This window comes from Enterococcus sp. MSG3299 (genome assembly GCF_050555765.1).
GTDB lineage: Bacteria > Bacillota > Bacilli > Lactobacillales > Enterococcaceae > Enterococcus > Enterococcus faecalis.
Genome location: NZ_CP187869.1, coordinates 395748 through 415782 on the forward strand (window position 1 = coordinate 395748; position 20035 = coordinate 415782).

Genomic DNA, 20035 nt, shown 5'->3' on the forward strand with positions numbered 1-20035 from the left:
TTGGACTATACCAAAATAAACCGTAAGGAGCGTGTCAAAATGCAAATTATCCGTGTAGCAAATGCAGAAGAAGGCGGCAAAAAAGCGTTTGAATTAATTAAAGAAGGTATGAACAATGGTGCGAAAGTTTTAGGCTTAGCAACAGGTAGTACACCAGAAACATTATATAAAGAAATGACTGCAAGTGATGTCGACTTTACAGAAATGACTTCTGTAAACTTAGATGAATATGTTGGTTTAGGTGGCGAAGATGAGCAAAGTTACCGTTATTTCATGAACAAACACTTATTCGACAAAAAACCATTTAAAGAAACATTTGTACCAAATGGTAAAGCAGAAGATTTAGATGCTGCTTCCGCAGAATATGAAAAAATTATCGATGCACATCCAGTAGATATCCAAATCTTAGGTATTGGTCAAAATGGACACATTGGTTTCAACGAACCAGGCACACCTCTAGATAGCTTAACACATGTCGTTGAGTTGACTGAATCAACAATCAACGCAAACAAACGTTATTTTGACAAAGTAGAAGATGTCCCAACACGTGCTGTTTCTATGGGGATTGGCTCAATCATGAAAGGTAAAAAAATGATTTTAATGGCTTATGGCGAAGCAAAAGCAGAAGCCATTAAAGGAATGATTGACGGACCAGTAACAACAGACATGCCCGCAAGTGCATTACAAAACCATCAAGATGTTGTTGTAATCATTGATGATGCAGCTGCAAGTAAATTATAATCGTTGATGAAAAAGAACTTGAAACATAAGGATTTCCTTATGTTTCAAGTTCTTTTTTTGTTATACTGGAAGTAATAGAAGAAGAGGTGAAAAGGATGTTACAGCTAACAATTCCAGAAATTATTTTACGGTTAGTCCTAGCGATGGTGATGGGTGGCGCAATTGGTTTTGAAAGACAATATAAGAATCGCCCAGCAGGGATGCGCACTCACATTTTAGTTTGTATGGGCGCGGCTATTATTGCGTTAATTCAGTCGCAAATTGCAATCAATGCATTGAAAGATGCGTTAGCTAATCCGGCTTTGACGGGGGTCATTCGTTCAGATCAAGCAAGGTTGATTGCACAAGTTGTAAGTGGAATCGGCTTTTTAGGTGCTGGAACCATCATTGTAACGAAACAAAGTGTCACCGGATTGACGACAGCAGCGTCACTATGGACCGTTGCTGGTTTAGGGATCGCGGTGGGCATGGGCTACTATACGATTGCCTTAACAAGTTTTATCGGTGTATTATTTGCCTTAACCATTGTCAAACGAATTATTCACGTACCAACAATCAAAAAATTAGAAATTCGCTATCAACATAAACAAGAAACCAAAGAATTTATTAATCAGTATTTTGAAGAAAAACATATTGAAATTTATGATGTGAATTTCAATGTTTCTTGGGTGGATGATACAAAAATCTATACGAATATCTATACTATTGATTTGCCTAAAGGCCTAACGTATGCCGATGTTATCGAAGATCTATCTGTTTCAAATAATGTAACAAAATTACGATTGATTAATGTGTAGAAACATCTATTTATAATTAATGACAACCGCTATAAGTTAAAATGCTTATGGCGGTTTTCTTCTAGGACCTAGGACTGATTTTTTAAGTTTAATATTTCAAAAAGATTACAAAAGAGTTATGATTGTATTACGAGTTAGAAAGAAAGGTGATAAGTAAGATGAATAAAAAAAATAAATTTCTTAGTATTATTGTTGTTGTCATTGTGATTATTGGTGCATTTGTGATGAAAGCTTATAATCAATTGATTACTTTAGATAATAAAGTCGAAGCAGAATGGTCACAAGTAGAGAATGTAATGCAAAGACGTGCTGATTTAATTCCTAATCTTGTCAGTAGTGTTCAAGGCAGTATGACTCAAGAAAAAGAAGTTTTAAAAGAAATAACGGAAGCACGTAAAGCATACGCAGGAGCAAAATCTTCTTCTGAAAAAGGGCAAGCAAATGAGCAAATTGAAAAAGGATTAGGTAATTTTGTTACAGTATTGAATGAAGATTACCCAAAGTTAGCTTCTTCTGAAAATGTCAAAACCTTAATGACTCAATTAGAAGGATCTGAAAATCGAATTTCTGTTGAACGCCGTAACTATATACAAGCCGTTGAAACATATAACCAACAGATTTCAAAATTCCCTGATAAAATAATTGCAAAACTTTTAGGATTTGAGAAGAAAACTAACTATGTTGCGACAGAGCAGGGAAAAGAAGTGCCGCAAGTAAAATTTAAATAAAAATTTATAGAAAATTTGGGTTAAAAAGAAAGAAGTGAGGAAGGTTGGATAAAAAAGTCGAAAAAATTCAAGAAAAAGTTCGTTTGTTTTATAAAAAGCATCAGCGGAATACAACGATTGTTGTGGTAATTAGTTTAAGTATGATTTTAATATTAGGAATGGCTGCTTGGTATGAAGGAAAGGGAATCTCTTATGAAGCAAAACAAACTGCACTGAGAGAGAAGCAACATGCCTTACAAAAAAAGAGAGACGATATCTTAGCAGGGAAAATGACTGAAGCGTCAACCCAGACAACAATAAATAACTTTTCTAAACAAGAAATAACTGGTGAAAATGAATTAGTGACAATTACTGGAACGAATGGGCAGTTGAACATTAATGATGCTAATATCTATGTTTCAGATAATGCAGGTATTGTCTCAAATCAACTTAAACAGAAAATGTTTCAATTGAATCAACAATTGTTGGAAAATGCGAATGGCGCACAATTTATGCTTATTACCGTTCCTGCGTTACCTAGTGGGGAATCTGTTGAATCTTACAGCAATAAGATTGCTAATCAATTAGGTGTAGGGGATCGTGAAAAAAATAATGGTGTGGTTTTTCTAATGGCAATTGAGGATCGCGAGTCTCGCTTGGAAGTTGGATATGGCTTAGAGAGTATTTTAACGGATAGCTATGCGGATGATATTATTAATAATGAAGAAGTAAAAGAGGCTTTTAGAAACGAGGATTATAATACAGGTCTCAATAAAATTATTGATCAAGTATCGGCTGCAATCAATTCAAAAACCGCACAAGTGGATAATGAATTAACAAATATACAAACAGAGTTAAACACTAACACAACGAAAAGAAATGTTCTTTTAATGGCAAGTATTGCTGGGATGCTCATTTGTGCTATTTATATTTTACAAATTTTAAGAACAAGAAAACTTGTTAAAAAAATGTATCAAGATTATTTGAATTGTTTACCAACAAAGGTTGTCCTAAATAACTCAGAACAGACAAAGAAAGTATTAAATAAGATGAAAAAGACTTCTTTTTATTGTTTATATCTTAATGGAGCAACGTTATTTGCCACAAAAGGGAAAATAAGACGTGCCACTAAGCGTGGTTCTTTACTAAGTATATATCCAAATGCAAAAAAACAATCTTTTGGGCGTTTATTAGTAGGAGATACTTTATATAGTTATGATGGTAGTGTTTTGACGTATGCTTATTTAAACTCGCAATACAATCCGTCTAATCATAGTAGTTCTGGTAGCGGCAGTGGTGGTTCATTCGGTGGCGGCTCATTCGGCGGTGGCGGTGCCTCAGGAAGTTGGTAAAATAAAAAGCTAGAAACGTTGATCGTTTCTAGCTTTTTGCTATTTATCTAAACCGTAAAGATAGTCATCATCTTTCATGGCTTCAACTGTTCCTAGTAAATAGCCATTTCCTACTTGGGAGAAGAAGTCATGGTTGCTAGTTCCTGTCGAAATACCATTCATTACAATCGGGTTCACATCATTGGCTGTATCCGCAAATAAGGGATCCATACCTAAGTTCATTAAAGCTTTGTTGGCGTTGTAACGTAAAAAGGTTTTTACTTCTTCGGTCCAACCTAAGTCATCATATAATTCTTCTGTATAACGTTCTTCGTTTTCGTACAATTCGTAAAGTAAATTATACATCCAGTCTTTTAGTTTATCTTGCTCATCTTCTGGTAATTCATTAAATCCTAATTGGAATTTATAGCCAATATACGTGCCGTGCACTGATTCATCACGGATAATCAATTTAATAATTTCAGCGACGTTCGCTAGTTTATTGTTGCCTAAATAGTAAAGAGGAGTGTAAAACCCAGAATAGAATAAAAACGTTTCTAAAAATACACTAGCAATTTTTTTCTCTAACGGAGTACCGTTTTTATAAATTTCGTTAATCCGTTCTGCTTTATATTGCAGATGTTTGTTGGTATTTGTCCACTCAAAAATATCATCAATCTCTTTTTTTGTATTTAATGTACTGAAGATAGAAGAATAACTTTTGGCATGGACAGATTCCATGAATTGGATGTTATTTAAGACGGCTTCTTCATGGGGCGTCCGCACATCATTTCTCAGTTGATCCATGCCGCTTTCTGATTGAACAGTATCTAATAAAGTTAAACCGCCGAAAACGTAGCCGACAGTAGTTTTTTCTAAATCGGAAAGAGTCCGCCAATCATCTAAGTCATTGGATAACGGAATCCGTGTATCTAACCAAAATTGTTCGGTTAATTTTTCCCAAGTGGATTTATCAATGACGTCTTCAATGGCGTTCCAGTTAATTGCTTCATAATACGTTGCCATGGTTATTCCTCCTGTATGCTGGGACAGCAGTCTGTTTGACTAGTTGTCTCGTTTCTTCGCTTAAAACGTTCTACAGAGTCCAAATAGGAGCATGCAGCCGTTCTTCTTTGTCCAGTATATCTGAAAATGTCCTGTTTAAAAAGAGAACATTCCTAAAAAATAAGACGCTCAAGCAGAACGCCTTATTTAAGTGCTTTTCATTAAATCACGCAAGACTCACATTGATTGCTGCCAATTTCTTCAGCATCATCTGTAAATGTACGAATATAGTAAATTGATTTAATCCCTTTGTTGAACGCATAATGACGTAAAATGTTTAAGTCACGGGTTGTTTGTTTTGGTGTTTCTTTCCATTCATACAAGCCTTCAGGGATTTCTGAACGCATAAACAAGGTTAAACTCATTCCTTGATCAACGTGTTGTTGCGCTGTTGCGTAGACATCAATCACTTTGCGCATATCCATGTCGTAAGCAGAAGTATAGTAAGGGATTGTATCATTAGCTAAATAAGGCGCTGGATAGTAAATCTTACCAATTTTCTTCTCTTGACGTTCTTCAATCATGCGAGTAATTGGATGAATGCTGGCACTAGTATCATTAATATATGAAATTGAACCATTTGGCGCTACGGCTAAACGATTTTGATGATAAAGACCATCTTTTTTCACAGCATCGCGTAACGCAGCCCAATCTTCAGCCGTTGGAATCTGAATGTCTTTAAAAATTTCTTTCACTTTATCAAATTTTGGTGTAAAGTTGCCTTCAATATATTTATCGAAGTAAGCACCAGAAGCATAATCTGATTTTTCAAAATTATGGAAGACTTGGTTACGTTCTTTCGCAATTTGGTTACTTTCCATTAAAGTCCAGTAATTTAATAACATGAAATAAATGTCTGTAAAGTCTAATGATTCTTCAGAGCCGTATTCCATATGATTTTTAGCGAAGAAGGTGTGTAAGCCCATTGCGCCTAGTCCGATTGTATGGCTTAAACGATTTCCATTTTGGATAGTTGGCACGACATCAATTTCAGAAGCATCTGTTACAAAAGTTAACGCACGCGTCATAGCGCGGACAGATTTTCCAAAGTCAGGACTTTCCATTAAATTAACAATGTTAGTTGAACCTAAGTTACAACTAATATCTGTTCCTAAAACTTCATATTCTTGTTTCCCATTAATAACAGAAGGCGTTTGAACTTGAAGAATTTCAGAACATAAGTTACTCATGATAATCTTGCCATCAATCGGATTGTTTTTGTTAGCTGTATCAATATTGATGATATAAGGATAGCCAGATTCTTGTTGTAATTTAGAAATTTCATTTTCTAAGTCACGGGCTTTAATTTTACGTTTACGTATGTTTGGATTGGCCACTAGGTTATCATATTCTTTGGTAATATCTACATAGGAATAAGGCACACCATATTCACGTTCCACACTATAAGGACTAAATAAATACATATCTTCGTTGTTACGTGTTAATTCGTAAAATTTATCTGGAACAATAACACCAAGAGACAACGTTTTTACACGGATTTTTTCATCAGCGTTTTCTTTTTTAGCAGATAAGAACATTTCAATATCTGGATGGAAGACGTTTAGATAAACCACACCAGCACCTTGACGTTGACCTAATTGGTTAGAGTAGCTAAAGCTATCTTCAAATAATTTCATAACAGGGACAACACCACTTGCTGCGCCATCATAACCTTTGATTGGTGCGCCCGCTTCACGTAAGTTGGAAAGAGTAATTCCTACGCCGCCGCCGATTCGTGATAATTGAAGGGCAGAATTAATTGAACGCCCAATGCTGTTCATATCATCTGTTACTTGAACTAAGAAACAAGAAACCAATTCACCTCGACGTTTACGCCCAGCGTTTAAGAAAGAAGGTGTGGCTGGTTGATACCGTTGATGGATCATTTCATCCGCCAATGTTAAAGCCAACTCTTCATCGCCATCCGCAAAATACAAGGCATTAAAGGCAACCCGATCTTCATATGTTTCTAAATACTCTGTTCCGGCGTTGTTCTTTAAAGCGTATTGAGAATAAAATTTATAAGCCGCCATGAAAGACTTGAATTGGAAATGTTGTTCATCTAAGAAAGCATATAATTTTTCAATAAAGTCCATTGAATATTTTTTGATGAATTCAGTTTCAATAAAATCTTCTTTCATTAAAAAGTTGATTTTTTCTTCAGCAGAGCTGAATTTACGTGTATTCGGTTCTACATTTTCTTTAAAGAAGGCTGCGAGTGCTTCTTTATCTTTATTTAAAGGGATTTGACCATCAACAGGACGGTTAATCTCGTTATTCAGTTTGAAATAGCTGACATCTTTAATTTCTTTTAGACTCAATTTCTTCCACTACTTTCTTAAAGGTCTCCACGTCTTCGTCTGTTCCGCTAAACTCAAAGGAGTATAGAAGCGGAACGTGGTAATCGCGGGCAATATCTTTGGCGGTATAGACAAATAATTCAGCAAAATTACGGTTGCCCCCACCGGCTACACCAACTAACAGTTCTTGATTACTTTTATAATCAAGAAAGTCATTCACTACCTCTGTAATTTCTGCATCATAGGTAGGAATGACAAGAATAAAAGGCTCATTTATTTCAAAAAAAGGATTCGCTGGCTCAAGTTCATAAGCAGGCAAATCCAATTTTTTAATAAAGCGCCTTGTTTGACCGGTGACTGAAAAATAAACAAGTTTCATCTTAGCTAGCCAATTGTTTTAATTGGTCTGGACGGAAGCCAACAACGGTTGTTGCTTCAGATGTGATTACCGGTACGCTTTGGAACCCTTGTTCTTTTAACCAGTCGATAGCATCTGGTTGTGCGTCGATATTGATTTCTTCAAAAGCGATGTTATTTTCACTTAGGAAACGTTTCGCCATTTTACATTGGATACAGTTATTTTTTGAAAAGATTTTTACGTTCATTGAAAGTTCCTCCTCTTTTTTTCTACATAGACTAGTATAAATCTATGTAGAAAAAAGTCAACACTTTAACACTATATATTGTGGTGCGTTTTTCTCATAATACTAGTTTTTGTGTTTTTGAAAGAAAAATGAAAACACGTGAATCCTCGTTTTTGGGAGAAAAAACACATTGGTCAGTGTTTGACAAACAAAAAAATTAAAATTTTGAAAGAGAACATTTAGTGAAAAAACACTAAATATTGTGTTGACATTTGAGTTAGGCACAAGAAGAAAAAATAAGCGGATTTGTTATTGAATGAGTGAAATTTTATAGTAGCTAGTAACATAAAAAACAAGAGCTGACTTTTTTCAAAAATGGTAACCTGAAAAAAGTGTCTCTATATAGAAGGAAAATAGAAGAAAACAGGAGATACATCCAGAAATTCATTGACTTTCCGTGTAAGCAAGCGTATTCTTTTAATTGAGAACGATTCTCATTTTCGTTTGAAACTTTTTCACATGGAGGAAAGTAAATGATTACGTTAGCGCAGGCAGAAGTTGGGAAAGTCTATACAGTCGAAAGCGTCCAAGCAGATGTTCAGACAAAGAAACATCTGAACAATTTAGGTGTCGTAGCAGGCCAAGCAGTTGTCCTTGTCAATTATCAGAATCAAAATGGTATTGTTTTATTACATAATAGTCGAATTGCGCTGACAGATACGATTTTACAAGCGATTCATGTGGAGGAGCGCTCGGCGAATGAGAAAGTTTGGGTCTCCTTGGATACCTTGAAAGTTGGAGAACGCGCTACAATAGTAGGGATCCACGGACAAGGAGCGGTGAAACGTCGGTTGATGGATATGGGCTTAACAAAAGGAACAGTAATTTTTATTCGCAAAGTAGCTCCTTTAGCCGATCCAATTGAAATCAATGTACGTGGTTACGAACTAACGTTACGAAAAAGTGAAGCGGAACTGATCTTGGTTGAAAAGGAGGAAAGCGAATGACTCAGCAAATTGCACTAGCTGGTAACCCTAATAGCGGTAAAACGACAACGTTCAATATGTTAACAGGAGCCAACCAATATGTTGGAAACTGGCCAGGGGTGACTGTGGAACGCAAAGAGGGGGTGGCAAAGAAAGATAAGACACTCATTATTCAAGATTTGCCAGGGATTTACTCTCTTTCTCCTTATACGCCTGAAGAAATTGTAGCACGAGATTATCTTTTGGAGGACCAACCTTCAGTGATTTTGAATATTCTCGATGTGACCAATTTGGAACGGAATCTTTATTTAACAACACAATTAATTGAAACTGGATTACCGGTTGTTTGTGCGTTAAATATGATGGATTTGTTGGAAAAAAACGGCCAAACATTGAATAGTGAAAAGTTAAGTTATGGCTTAGGCGTGCCTGTCGTTGAGATTAGTGCTTTGAAGAATCGTGGGTTGGATCATGCTTTAAAACAAAGTAAGCAGCGAGCGAATGCCATAGAGACAGAGGTTATTTATCCTTCTTATGATAATCGCTTAGAAGCAGCACTTGCTGAAATTGTTGATATTTTAGGGAATACTGTTCCTGAATCGCAACAGCGTTGGTATAGTTTAAAACTTTTTGAACGAGATGTTCGAACCAAAGAGCAATTATTATTGAGTTCTTTTCAAGAAAAAGAAATTGAAGAAGTCATACAAATTACCGAAAAAATCTTTCAAGATGAAAGTGAAGCGATTATCATTAATGAACGCTATGCCTTTATTGCTCGATTAATTGCTTTGTGTGCGACGAAAAAAACAGAAATGACATTTACTCACAGTGATAAGATTGACCGAGTGGTAACCAATCGGTGGTTGGCGTTGCCAATCTTTGCGTTTGTGATGTGGTTGGTCTATTACTTGTCTATTCAAACGGTTGGTATAATGGGGACAGACTGGTTAAACGATGTCTTTTTCGGGGAATGGGTTCCTCAATTTGTGGGAAATTGGTTGGCGCAATGGCAAGTAGCACCATGGATGCAAAGTTTAATTTTAGATGGGATCATTGCAGGTGTTGGGGCTGTGTTAGGTTTTTTACCACAACTGGCCGTCCTGTTTTTATGTTTAGGTTTTTTAGAAGATTGTGGCTATATGGCACGGATTGCCTTTGTCATGGATCGTTTGTTTCGGAAATTCGGCCTATCTGGTAAGTCGTTTATTCCAATGTTAATTGCGACAGGTTGTGGGGTCCCAGGCGTGATGGCTAGTCGAACGATTGAAAACGAACGCGATCGGCGAATGACTATTATGGTCACGACTTTTATGCCATGTTCGGCGAAGTTGCCAATTATCGCTCTGATTGCAGGTGCATTTTTTCCTAACCAAAGTTGGGTCTCGCCCTCTGCTTATTTCTTAGGGGTTGCTTCCATTGTGTTATCAGGGATTGCTTTAAAAAAGACCAAGCATTTTTCGGGAGATCCAGCACCATTTATTATGGAACTTCCCGCCTATCATTTGCCACAGCTTAGAAGTGTGGTTCGACATGCCTATGAACGATGTCGCTCATTTGTAAAAAAAGCAGGCACGATTATTTTTGTTTCCAGTATTCTCATTTGGTTCATGTCACATTATTCTGTGACGTTTCAACCCGTTCCAGAAAGTCAAAGTATTCTAGCATTTCTAGGTAAAGGGTTGGCGGTGCTATTTATCCCATTAGGCTGGGGTAATTGGCAAGGGGCAGTTGCCACAATTACAGGATTGATAGCGAAAGAAAATATTATTGGTACCTTAGGCATTTTATTTGGCAATGTGAAAGATGTTTCTGAAAATGGGGTAGAAGTCTGGGGCGCACTGCAACACACCTTTACGCCAGTCGCGGCCTATTCGTTCTTAACTTTTAACTTATTATGTGCACCTTGTTTTGCTGCAATTGGCGCAATTCGTCGTGAAATGGGAGACCTCAAATGGACATTAGGAGCCATTGGTTATCAATGCGGTTTGGCTTATATGGTTAGTTTTGTGATTTATCAATTAGGCCATGTGTTAGTCGAAAAAGGCACACTAACTCTGGGGACTTTTTTAGCGATGGGTGTTGTTTTAGCTGGATTTTATTTCCTTATAAGAAAACCAAAGCCAGGCAAAGAAAGTGTCCAAGCAATCACTTCTTTAGAAAGAGGGTAATAACGGATGGCAACAATTATTTTATCCATTTTAATTTTTGGAACAGCAGGAATCATCACCTATCGACGAATCAAAAAAGGGGAAAGTTGTGAAGATTGTCAAACAGCTTGTCCTGTAAAAAAAGAACAATCTTCACAAGAATAACAACTGAAAAAAATTCCCTCTTGTATAAATAATAGCGGAGTGCTACAATATTGAGGTAGCTGAAAAGCTATTTTATACAACGGGGGCATAGCTCAGTTGGTTAGAGCATCTGACTCTTAATCAGAGGGTCTAGGGTTCGAATCCCTATGCCCCCATTGGGTGCCAAACCCACGAGAACGGTATTCTGTCGGCGTCTTAGGACGTTTCGAAGACGGAGTACGCGTTCTCTTTTTTTTACATAAAATGTCGTGTGTCGTGAGAGATACACTAGTTAAATCGCTTAAAGAATGCTACGCTTAGAAGAGCGAGAAAGTACGTTATATAAAAAAAGTTGAAAAATTTTTCAGGCTAAAAAAGCGAATTTAACAAAAAGCGCACTTTTTGGTTCCTATGAAACGAAAAAGTACGTACTATACAGCATGTACGGCACGGTATATGATGATATCAGAAAACGTTAAAGGAGCGAATCAAATGATTACATCACTAGCAGATACAGTAACATTAAACAACGGCACTAAAATTCCAGGAATGGGTCTCGGGGTATTCCAAATACCAGATGAAGAGACAGCAAAAGTGGTCGAAGAAGGGATTGTCAATGGTTATCGTTTAATCGATACAGCGCAAATCTATGGCAATGAATCTGGCACAGGAGCGGGAATTAAAGCAGGCTTAGCGGCAACTGGTTTGAACCGTGAGGACTTATTTGTTACCTCGAAAGTTTGGAACGCGCATATTTCCTATGATGAAACAATTCAAGCTTTCAATGATAGTTTGGAACGTTTAGGTTTAGATTATTTAGATTTGTATTTAATTCATTGGCCAGGAAATAATTCTTACAAAGAATCATGGCAAGCTTTAGAAACTTTATACGCCGAAGGAAAAGTGAAAGCAATTGGTGTCAGCAACTTCCAAGTTCATCATTTAGAAGATTTACTTTCTTATGCAAAAGTTGTTCCGGTAATTAACCAAGTGGAACTACATCCAAAATTGGATCAAAAAGAAGTGCGTAATTTCTGTGAAAAACATGATATCAAAGTCCAAGCTTGGTCACCATTGATGCAAGGCCAATTATTATCTAATGAAACCATTTTGGCGATTGCTGAGAACCATAATAAATCAGCAGCCCAAGTGATTTTACGTTGGGATATTCAACAAGATATCTTATTAGCCGTGAAATCTGTCCACAAAGAACGGATGATTAGCAATGCAGCGGTCTTTGATTTTGAACTAAGTGCAGAAGAAATGGCACAAATCAACCAATTGAATGAATCGTTACGTGTGGGACCAGATCCAGACACGTTTGATTTCTAAAAATTAACTAGGAGGAGATACAATGAGTGAAGCAGTTAAAGGTTTTTCAGTAGTCAACCACGTGGGGATTACAGTCAGTAATTTGGATGAATCAGTGAAGTTTTATGAAGCATTAACAGGAACAAAAATCGCAAATCGTGATGAAATTGGTGGAAAACGGATGGCCCAAACACAAGGGTTAGATGATACATTAATCAAGTATGCCAATGTGCATCTAGAAAACATCAATATTGATTTATTAGAATATGTTAAACCAAAATCAGAAAAAGCTTCTTATTCCAACGAACAAATTAGTGCAATGCATATGTGTTTCGAAGTGGAAGATATTGATGCAGCTGTTGCACGTTTAAGAGCGATTGGCGTAGAACCTGATGGAGAGCCGATTACATTCCAAGAAGAAGATGGCTTGAAGAGCGGTTTTGGTACAGGGGTTGCTTACTTTACCGATCCAGATGGTACAAATTTAGAATTGATTGCTCCTAAAGGTCCATTTACACGAAATTAAGTTAAAAGACTTTCAAACAAACATCAAAAAGACCCCCTCATTCTAGTTACTGGTACTAGAATGAGGGGGTCTTTTTATTTTTTGAGACAGAAGCAGCTAAAGAAAAGATATTCCAAATCCGTAATTGATGGTATACTAAAACGTAACAAATAAAGGAGGAAGACAATTGATTCTTAGCGTCTTAACAGTTATTTATTTTATTAATGCAATTATTGCGGGAATTACCATTTTGTTAAAACCTCGAGATGTAGCAGCAATTTGGGCATGGCTACTCGTACTGATTGCTCTACCCGTTTTTGGTTTTTTCTTATATTTATTCTTTGGTCGCGGTTTAACCGACAAAAAGAAATTTTATTTGCAACAAAGTGATTTGCGGGAATTAGAGAATTTTCAGAATTTCCAAGAAGAAAGTTTTGAACTTTATAGTCAAAAGATGCCGACGGAGGAGCAACAACAGTTTACAGACTTTTTTTCCTCGTTAAATAGGATGCCTCTGACTAAGAAAAATGATGTTGAAATTTTTACGGATGGTACGGAAAAATTCAATGCGTTGATGGCGGATATAAAAAAAGCTCAGCACTCTATTCATATTGAATATTATGCCTTTGTAACGGATCATATCGGTACCAAAATTTTGAACTTATTAGAAGAAAAGGCGGCTGAAGGGGTTGAAGTGCGGTTGCTTTACGATGCCTTTGGCTCAAAGGGCACCAAGGTTCATCATTTGAATGAATTGAAAAAAAACGGTGGTTTTGTCCAAACGTTTATTACTTCTCAAAAAGCACTTTTGAAGTTTCGTTTGAATTATCATGATCACCGGAAAATTGTTGTTATTGACGGAAAAGTAGGCTACATTGGCGGCTTTAATGTTGCCGATCAATATGCTGGAACGACTAAAAAGTTTGGCTATTGGCGGGATACGCATTTACGGATTCAAGGGCCAGCAGCCTCATTACTGCAAATGCGTTTTTTAATGGATTGGAACGTCTCTTCCCCCGAGAAAAATCGTGTGGCGTATCAATTGGATTATTTCTTTAAACTTGAAGCATTGGTGCCAGAGGCAAATACATCCATTCAGATGATTGCCAGTGGTCCTAACAGTGACCGTGAACAAATTAAATTGGCCTTTATTAAATTGATTACTTCTGCCAAGAAAAGAGTCTGGATTCAAACGCCGTATTTAGTTCCTGATGATAGTGTCTTGGCTGCTTTAAAGGTTGCTGCGGCTTCAGGAGTAGATGTTAAAATTATGATTCCAGATAAGCCCGACCATCCGTTTATTTATCGAGCAACACAGTATTACGGCCGCTTATTGATGAAAGAAAATATTGAAATTTTAATTTATAACGGTGGTTTCTTACATGCGAAAACAATGATTATGGATGATGAAGTCTGCACAGTTGGTTCAGCCAATCAAGATATCCGAAGTTACAAATTAAACTTTGAAGCAAATGCTGTGTTATATGATAAAAAAATCATTGATCAATTAGAAGCAATTTTCTTAGAAGATCGAAAAAAATGTACAACAATGACTCCAGAAGTTGTTCGCGACATGTCAAAATGGTTGATTTTTAAACAGCAAATTTCACGATTATTTTCACCAATTCTTTAAAACTGTTTTTCACAAAATGACGAACTTCTGATCCGAAGTTCGTCATTTTTCTTCGGGAATTTTATAAAAGTATAGAAAATCACAAAAAAAGTCAAAAAAATTTAAAAGAATATTTTTTAATTTTATTCGTTATTTTTTTATCTGTAGTTGCTGTTAAAACAAATAAATATTATTGTTAATTTGTTATTTTATTTTTGCGAAAAAGGGACATCTTTTGTAAAAGTAAAAAAAATTAAGCAAAGAGTGTTGACAAAAAAAACGAAAAGGAATATGCTACATGTACAAGTTAAATACAAAGCAATGACAGAAAAGCAGTAGAGAAATAACCACTGTTACAGAAAGCTAGTGGCGCTGGAAACTAGTACACGTTATTTATCGAATTACATTCTTGAGCTTCTGCCTACAGGGCACGGGTAACAGCGTTATTTGTTAAGAGGTATATAGTATTTTAAATAAACTAAACTATGTATAAATTTGGGTGGTACCACGAGAAATTCGTCCCTAAGTCGTTTCGACGGCTTAGGGATTTTTTGTATTCTTTTTTTGAATACGTGGCAGACCAAAGAAAATTTCGTGAACACGTGTATACATAGAAATAAACACGGGATATCGTGTAAAAACAAGTGTGTTAATCGTTTATTTCTTTAAATGAACGATTTCCTATAAAGAGATAATTATAAATATGGAGGGTGATAACATGAATATCATTGACGAGCTAGCATGGCGTGATGCAATCAATCAACAAACAAACGAAGAAGGACTAAGAGAACTTACAGAAAATACGAGCATTTCGCTATATTGCGGTGTCGATCCAACTGGAGATAGCATGCATATTGGACATTTAATTCCTTTTATGATGATGAAACGATTCCAATTAGCAGGTCATCACCCATACATTTTAATTGGTGGCGGAACTGGAACAATTGGTGACCCAAGTGGACGAACAACCGAACGTGTCTTACAAACGATGGAAGCTGTGCAACATAATGTGGACAGTCTTTCAAACCAAATGAAAAAATTATTTGGTAAAGATGCTGAGGTAACAATGGTGAACAACTACGATTGGTTATCAGAACTATCTTTATTAGATTTTTTAAGAGATTACGGGAAAAACTTTAATGTCAACACGATGTTGGCAAAAGACATTGTCGCTAGTCGTTTAGAAAGTGGCATTTCCTTTACAGAATTCACATACCAAATTCTTCAATCAATTGACTTTTACACATTGCATAAAAAACATAATATTCAATTGCAAATTGGTGGCGCTGATCAATGGGGCAATATCACTGCAGGATTAGATTTGATTCGTAAAAAAGAAGGACCAGAAGCCAAAGTATTCGGGTTAACCATTCCTTTAATGCTAAAAGCAGATGGTACAAAATTTGGGAAAACAGCGGGTGGCGCTATCTGGTTAGATCCTAAGAAAACCTCACCATTTGAATTCTACCAATTCTGGTTAAACCAAGATGATCGTGATGTCATCAAATACTTGAAATTCTTTACTTTCTTAGATAAAGAAGAAATCGATGCGTTAGCTGAAAAAGTTGAAAAAGAACCAGGTAAACGTGAAGCACAAAGACGCTTAGCTGAAGAAGTGACACGATTTGTTCACGATGATGCAGCATTAGAAGAAGCGCAAAAAATTTCAGAAGCTCTTTTCTCAGGCAATATTAAAGACTTAACGATTGAGGAAATCGAGCAAGGGTTAGAACATGTGCCAACTGTTGAAATTACCAAAGATGCTAAAAACATCGTAGATTGGTTAGTTGACACAGAAATCGAACCATCAAAACGTCAAGCTCGCGAAGATGTGAGCGGAGGAGCTATAAGTATTAACGGTGACCGAGTTACCGATTTAGATTTTGCAGTCGATCCAACACAACATTTCGATGGAAAATTCGTTGTTGTACGGAAAGGGAAGAAAAATTACTTTTTAGCAAAAGTAATGGATTAGAAATTGATAATAATTTCACGAAGAGAAGACGTGTGATTATTTGATCAAAGTTAAAATTCTATTTCTCCTTACAGGTAGTGGTGAAACCGTTAATACACCTAATAAGAGTGGGATTGTACACACAATCCCACTCTTATTTTTTTATATAATGGTTCTGACAAGACACCTTGTGAAAAAATTATAAAATTAAAGAGCTATGATAACCATTGTTATTTTTCTTCTTTACACTTTAGCCGTTTGGGTGTAAGTTGTGAATGCAAAATCTAATTCATTAAAATTTGTAAGGAGGAATTTTCGTATGAAAAACGAAAAATTAGCAAAAGGCGAAATGAACCTTAATGCACTATTCATTGGGGACAAAGCCGAAAACGGACAATTATATAAAGACTTGTTGATCGACTTAGTAGATGAACATTTAGGATGGCGTCAAAACTACATGCCACAAGACATGCCAGTTATCTCTTCTCAAGAACGCACATCTGAAAGCTACGAAAAAACTGTCAACCATATGAAAGATGTATTGAATGAAATTTCTTCTCGCATGCGTACACATTCAGTTCCATGGCATACAGCAGGTAGATATTGGGGACATATGAACTCAGAAACATTAATGCCTTCTCTATTAGCTTACAACTTTGCAATGCTATGGAACGGGAACAACGTTGCCTATGAATCTTCTCCAGCAACTTCTCAAATGGAAGAAGAAGTAGGACATGAATTTGCTCACTTAATGAGCTACAAAAATGGTTGGGGACACATCGTTGCTGATGGTTCTTTAGCTAACTTAGAAGGCTTATGGTATGCCCGTAACATTAAATCATTACCATTTGCTATGAAAGAAGTAAAACCAGAATTAGTGGCTGGCAAATCAGATTGGGAACTATTGAACATGCCAACAAAAGAAATTATGGACTTATTAGAATCAGCTGAAGATGAAATTGATGAAATCAAAGCTCATTCAGCTCGTTCAGGTAAACATTTACAAGCAATCGGTAAATGGTTAGTCCCACAAACTAAACACTATTCTTGGTTAAAAGCTGCTGATATTATCGGTATCGGTTTAGATCAAGTTATCCCAGTACCAGTTGACCATAACTACCGTATGGATATCAACGAATTAGAAAAAATCGTTCGTGGCTTAGCAGAAGAACAAATTCCAGTGCTAGGTGTTGTCGGTGTAGTTGGTTCTACTGAAGAAGGTGCCGTTGACTCAATCGATAAAATTATTGCTTTACGCGATGAATTAATGAAAGACGGTATTTACTATTATGTACACGTTGATGCTGCTTATGGTGGTTATGGACGTGCCATCTTCTTAGACGAAGACAACAACTTCATCCCTTACGAAGATTTACAAGATGTTCACGAAGAATACGGTGTCTTCAAAGAGAAAAAAGAACACATTTCAAGAGAAGTGTATGATGCATATAAAGCAATCGAATTAGCAGAATCAGTAACAATTGACCCTCATAAAATGGGTTATATCCCTTATTCAGCTGGTGGTATCGTTATCCAAGATATCCGTATGCGCGACGTTATTTCTTACTTTGCAACTTACGTATTTGAAAAAGGTGCCGATATTCCTGCGTTACTAGGTGCTTATATCCTTGAAGGTTCAAAAGCTGGTGCAACAGCTGCTTCTGTATGGGCTGCACATCACGTTTTACCTTTAAACGTTGCAGGTTATGGTAAATTAATTGGTGCTTCAATTGAAGGCTCACATCATTTCTATAACTTCTTGAATGATTTAACATTCAAAGTTGGCGACAAAGAAATCGAAGTCCACACATTAACTCATCCAGACTTCAACATGGTTGACTATGTGTTTAAAGAAAAAGGCAACGATGATTTAGTAGCAATGAACAAATTAAACCATGATGTATATGACTATGCATCATACGTTAAAGGAAATATTTACAACAACGAATTCATTACTTCACATACTGACTTTGCTATTCCAGATTATGGCAACAGCCCATTAAAATTTGTAAACAGCTTAGGATTTAGTGACGAAGAATGGAACCGTGCAGGTAAAGTAACTGTGTTACGTGCTGCTGTAATGACTCCATACATGAACGATAAAGAAGAATTTGATGTTTACGCTCCTAAGATTCAAGCTGCTTTACAAGAAAAATTAGAACAAATTTACGACGTAAAATAATTGAATCTTAAACGGAAAAAAGAAATGGTAACCGAACGAGGGAACGTTCGTCTGGTTGATTTATTCAAGAGATAAATCAACCAGACGGCTAACCTCTTAACCAATTCTTTGTCTGGGTAAGAGGCAGTCGAATGACTGTTTTACTCAGCGTATAACAGTCATTCATGCTCCTTATCCAAAATCTTATAAGGAGTGTACAAAATTGGATAAACAACAAGTTAAAAAAATTGAATTAGGTACTTTTATCGGTTTAACAATGGCATTGTGTGCAACTGTACGTAGTATCCCAACACTTGCTGCTGTTGGTTGGACATTAATTTCTTACACAATTTTCGCGGTCTTATTCTTTGCTGGTCCAATCGCATTGATATCTGGTGAATTATCTACGATGCTTCCTCAAGAAGGTGGCCCTCAACTTTGGGTTAAAACTGCCTTAGGTAGCAAATGGGGTTTTGTTGTCGCTTGGTTACTATGGGTGCAAATGTTCCCAGGAATGGTAATGGTTGCTTCTACATTAGGCCCTTTGCTAGGTAATACATTTGGTAATGTTCATTTAGGTGAAAATCATTGGTTCGTATTAGGTTGTATCTTAGTGATTTACTGGATTATTACAATCTTGAACTTGAAATTTGACATGGCGAAAGTTGGCGGAAATATTGGTGTTTGGCTAGGTGTTTACATCCCAGTATTAGTTATGTTTGTTTTAGGTCTTCTTTCAATGATTAAAGTAGGCTTAACACCTGGCGGCTATTTAGGTGCCTTCTCTTGGTCAAAAGTTTTACCAAACTTAGAAAATATGGACACATTTAAATATCTAGCAGGGATTGCGTTTATCTTTGTTGGGATTGAAATGTCTTCTGTTTATATTCCTCGTTTGAAAGATGCAACAAAAAATTATACAAAAGGCGTTTTCATTTCATTAATTGGTTTAGTTTTATTAAACGTTATTAATGCAATGTTTGTTGCTAATATTGTTCCAAATGGCAAAATGGAATTGTCTAACATTACACAACCAATTTTGCTTTATTGTGACGTTTTAGGTTTACCAACAATTATTGGTAATATCTTTAGTTTCATGGTCTTCTTAGGTGTGTTATTACAATTATCTGCTTGGGTTACTGGACCATCAAAAACAATTATTCAAGTTGCTCGTGATGGCTTATTGCCACCAAAATTTGGTTTCCATCGCGAAAATAAATATGGCGTTTCTCGTAACGTTGTGTTAACACAATCTGTAGTTATCTCATTATTCGCTTTACTTTATGGGGTAATGGATGATGTCAACGCTGTATTCTTAACTTTAACAAATGCAACAACAATTATTTATAGTATTGTGTATGTATTGATTGCGATTTCCCTAATTAAATTACGTAAATCTCAACCAGATACACTACGTCCTTACCGAATTGGTAAAAAAGGTAATGGCTTAGCTTATTTAGTGGCAGCAATGTTAATTTTTAGTGTTATCATTGTTATTTTCGCCACATTAGGTACAACAACCGTGACTGATGCAGTCTTAGTTGCATTAATCACTATTGTTATGTTTGTGATTCCGTTAATCATTAATCGCTTTAAAAAAGCAAGTTGGGCAACGGAAGTAAAAGAAGATTTAGGTGAATAAAAAGGCTAGCAATTATTTTGCTGAGTGCCTCTTCACCTGATGACTATA

At 36.2% G+C, this 20035-nt stretch carries 17 protein-coding genes, 1 tRNA gene and 1 other annotated feature; of the genes, 14 read left to right on the top strand and 4 right to left on the bottom strand.

The annotated features are described in order from the left end of the window. Positions 1-39 precede the first annotated feature (39 nt). The 4 genes from nagB to IGL23_RS02115 all read left to right on the top strand — a co-directional run bounded on the left by nagB (position 40) and on the right by IGL23_RS02115 (position 3597). Positions 40-741: a glucosamine-6-phosphate deaminase gene (gene nagB / locus IGL23_RS02100; RefSeq protein ID WP_002355352.1), complete on the top strand. Its 702-nt coding sequence runs from the start codon at positions 40-42 to the stop codon at positions 739-741. 95 nt (positions 742-836) lie between these two features. After that, positions 837-1538 carry an MgtC/SapB family protein gene (locus tag IGL23_RS02105; RefSeq protein ID WP_002355354.1) on the top strand — a complete coding sequence of 234 codons (702 nt, stop codon included), beginning with the start codon at positions 837-839 and terminating at the stop codon, positions 1536-1538. A gap of 158 nt (positions 1539-1696) precedes the next feature. After that, positions 1697-2266: a LemA family protein gene (locus tag IGL23_RS02110; protein ID WP_002390470.1), complete on the top strand. Its 570-nt coding sequence runs from the start codon at positions 1697-1699 to the stop codon at positions 2264-2266. Between the two features lie 44 nt (positions 2267-2310). Next, positions 2311-3597: a TPM domain-containing protein gene (locus tag IGL23_RS02115; protein WP_033594534.1), complete on the top strand. Its 1287-nt coding sequence runs from the start codon at positions 2311-2313 to the stop codon at positions 3595-3597. Positions 3598-3636: 39 nt separating this feature from the next. On the opposite strand, the gene nrdF is transcribed toward IGL23_RS02115, so the two are convergent. The 4 genes from nrdF to IGL23_RS02135 form a co-directional block, all read right to left on the bottom strand. Further along, entirely contained in the window at positions 3637-4602 is a 966-nt protein-coding gene (nrdF, locus tag IGL23_RS02120) for a class 1b ribonucleoside-diphosphate reductase subunit beta (RefSeq protein ID WP_002355357.1), read from the bottom strand. A 200-nt stretch (positions 4603-4802) separates the two neighbouring features. Then, entirely contained in the window at positions 4803-6962 is a 2160-nt protein-coding gene (gene nrdE / locus IGL23_RS02125) for a class 1b ribonucleoside-diphosphate reductase subunit alpha (RefSeq protein ID WP_002358443.1), read from the bottom strand. Further along, on the bottom strand, positions 6943-7320 hold the full coding sequence (gene nrdI / locus IGL23_RS02130) for a class Ib ribonucleoside-diphosphate reductase assembly flavoprotein NrdI (protein WP_002355359.1): 378 nt from the start codon (positions 7318-7320) through the stop codon (positions 6943-6945). Before nrdI ends, nrdE begins: the two co-directional genes overlap by 20 nt. 1 nt (position 7321) lies before the next feature. Beyond that, entirely contained in the window at positions 7322-7546 is a 225-nt protein-coding gene (locus IGL23_RS02135) for a redoxin NrdH (RefSeq protein ID WP_002355360.1), read from the bottom strand. Between the two features lie 512 nt (positions 7547-8058). Between IGL23_RS02135 and IGL23_RS02140 the strand changes: the two genes are divergently transcribed. The 10 genes from IGL23_RS02140 to tyrP all read left to right on the top strand — a co-directional run bounded on the left by IGL23_RS02140 (position 8059) and on the right by tyrP (position 19987). Further along, entirely contained in the window at positions 8059-8532 is a 474-nt protein-coding gene (locus tag IGL23_RS02140) for a ferrous iron transport protein A (protein WP_002355361.1), read from the top strand. Further along, positions 8529-10679: a ferrous iron transport protein B gene (gene feoB, locus IGL23_RS02145; RefSeq protein ID WP_033594537.1), complete on the top strand. Its 2151-nt coding sequence runs from the start codon at positions 8529-8531 to the stop codon at positions 10677-10679. The genes IGL23_RS02140 and feoB overlap by 4 nt, the downstream gene beginning before the upstream one ends. A 6-nt stretch (positions 10680-10685) precedes the next feature. Continuing rightward, positions 10686-10823 (top strand): hypothetical protein, encoded by a 138-nt coding sequence (locus IGL23_RS02150; RefSeq protein WP_002355364.1) that lies wholly within the window; start codon positions 10686-10688, stop codon positions 10821-10823. Positions 10824-10904: 81 nt separating this feature from the next. Next, positions 10905-10978 (top strand) — tRNA-Lys (locus tag IGL23_RS02155). Between the two features lie 280 nt (positions 10979-11258). Next, positions 11259-12134: an aldo/keto reductase gene (locus tag IGL23_RS02160; protein WP_016632874.1), complete on the top strand. Its 876-nt coding sequence runs from the start codon at positions 11259-11261 to the stop codon at positions 12132-12134. 22 nt (positions 12135-12156) lie between these two features. Further along, a complete protein-coding gene (locus tag IGL23_RS02165; RefSeq protein WP_002355441.1) occupies positions 12157-12639 on the top strand; it encodes a VOC family protein in 483 nt (160 codons plus the stop codon). A 166-nt stretch (positions 12640-12805) separates the two neighbouring features. After that, positions 12806-14251 carry a cardiolipin synthase gene (cls, locus tag IGL23_RS02170; protein ID WP_002361214.1) on the top strand — a complete coding sequence of 482 codons (1446 nt, stop codon included), beginning with the start codon at positions 12806-12808 and terminating at the stop codon, positions 14249-14251. Between the two features lie 291 nt (positions 14252-14542). Beyond that, positions 14543-14757 (top strand) — a binding site (T-box leader). Between the two features lie 191 nt (positions 14758-14948). After that, the gene (gene tyrS, locus IGL23_RS02175) at positions 14949-16205 is read left to right on the top strand and encodes a tyrosine--tRNA ligase (protein ID WP_002355444.1); all 1257 of its coding nucleotides are present in this window, start codon (positions 14949-14951) and stop codon (positions 16203-16205) included. A 298-nt stretch (positions 16206-16503) separates the two neighbouring features. Then, positions 16504-18366, top strand: a complete 1863-nt coding sequence (tdc, locus tag IGL23_RS02180; protein WP_002355450.1) for a tyrosine decarboxylase — start codon at positions 16504-16506, stop codon at positions 18364-18366. Between the two features lie 202 nt (positions 18367-18568). Beyond that, positions 18569-19987 (top strand): tyrosine-tyramine antiporter, encoded by a 1419-nt coding sequence (tyrP, locus tag IGL23_RS02185; RefSeq protein ID WP_002355453.1) that lies wholly within the window; start codon positions 18569-18571, stop codon positions 19985-19987. Positions 19988-20035 lie beyond the last annotated feature (48 nt).

Coding starts and splice junctions, on each gene's coding strand:
- nagB (WP_002355352.1), top strand. CDS start 40: ATGCAAATTATCCGTGTAGCAAATGCAGAAGAAGGCGGCAAAAAAGCG.
- IGL23_RS02105 (WP_002355354.1), top strand. CDS start 837: ATGTTACAGCTAACAATTCCAGAAATTATTTTACGGTTAGTCCTAGCG.
- IGL23_RS02110 (WP_002390470.1), top strand. CDS start 1,697: ATGAATAAAAAAAATAAATTTCTTAGTATTATTGTTGTTGTCATTGTG.
- nrdF (WP_002355357.1), bottom strand. CDS start 4,602: ATGGCAACGTATTATGAAGCAATTAACTGGAACGCCATTGAAGACGTC.
- nrdI (WP_002355359.1), bottom strand. CDS start 7,320: ATGAAACTTGTTTATTTTTCAGTCACCGGTCAAACAAGGCGCTTTATT.
- IGL23_RS02135 (WP_002355360.1), bottom strand. CDS start 7,546: ATGAACGTAAAAATCTTTTCAAAAAATAACTGTATCCAATGTAAAATG.
- IGL23_RS02140 (WP_002355361.1), top strand. CDS start 8,059: ATGATTACGTTAGCGCAGGCAGAAGTTGGGAAAGTCTATACAGTCGAA.
- feoB (WP_033594537.1), top strand. CDS start 8,529: ATGACTCAGCAAATTGCACTAGCTGGTAACCCTAATAGCGGTAAAACG.
- IGL23_RS02150 (WP_002355364.1), top strand. CDS start 10,686: ATGGCAACAATTATTTTATCCATTTTAATTTTTGGAACAGCAGGAATC.
- IGL23_RS02160 (WP_016632874.1), top strand. CDS start 11,259: ATGATGATATCAGAAAACGTTAAAGGAGCGAATCAAATGATTACATCA.
- IGL23_RS02165 (WP_002355441.1), top strand. CDS start 12,157: ATGAGTGAAGCAGTTAAAGGTTTTTCAGTAGTCAACCACGTGGGGATT.
- tyrS (WP_002355444.1), top strand. CDS start 14,949: ATGAATATCATTGACGAGCTAGCATGGCGTGATGCAATCAATCAACAA.
- tdc (WP_002355450.1), top strand. CDS start 16,504: ATGAAAAACGAAAAATTAGCAAAAGGCGAAATGAACCTTAATGCACTA.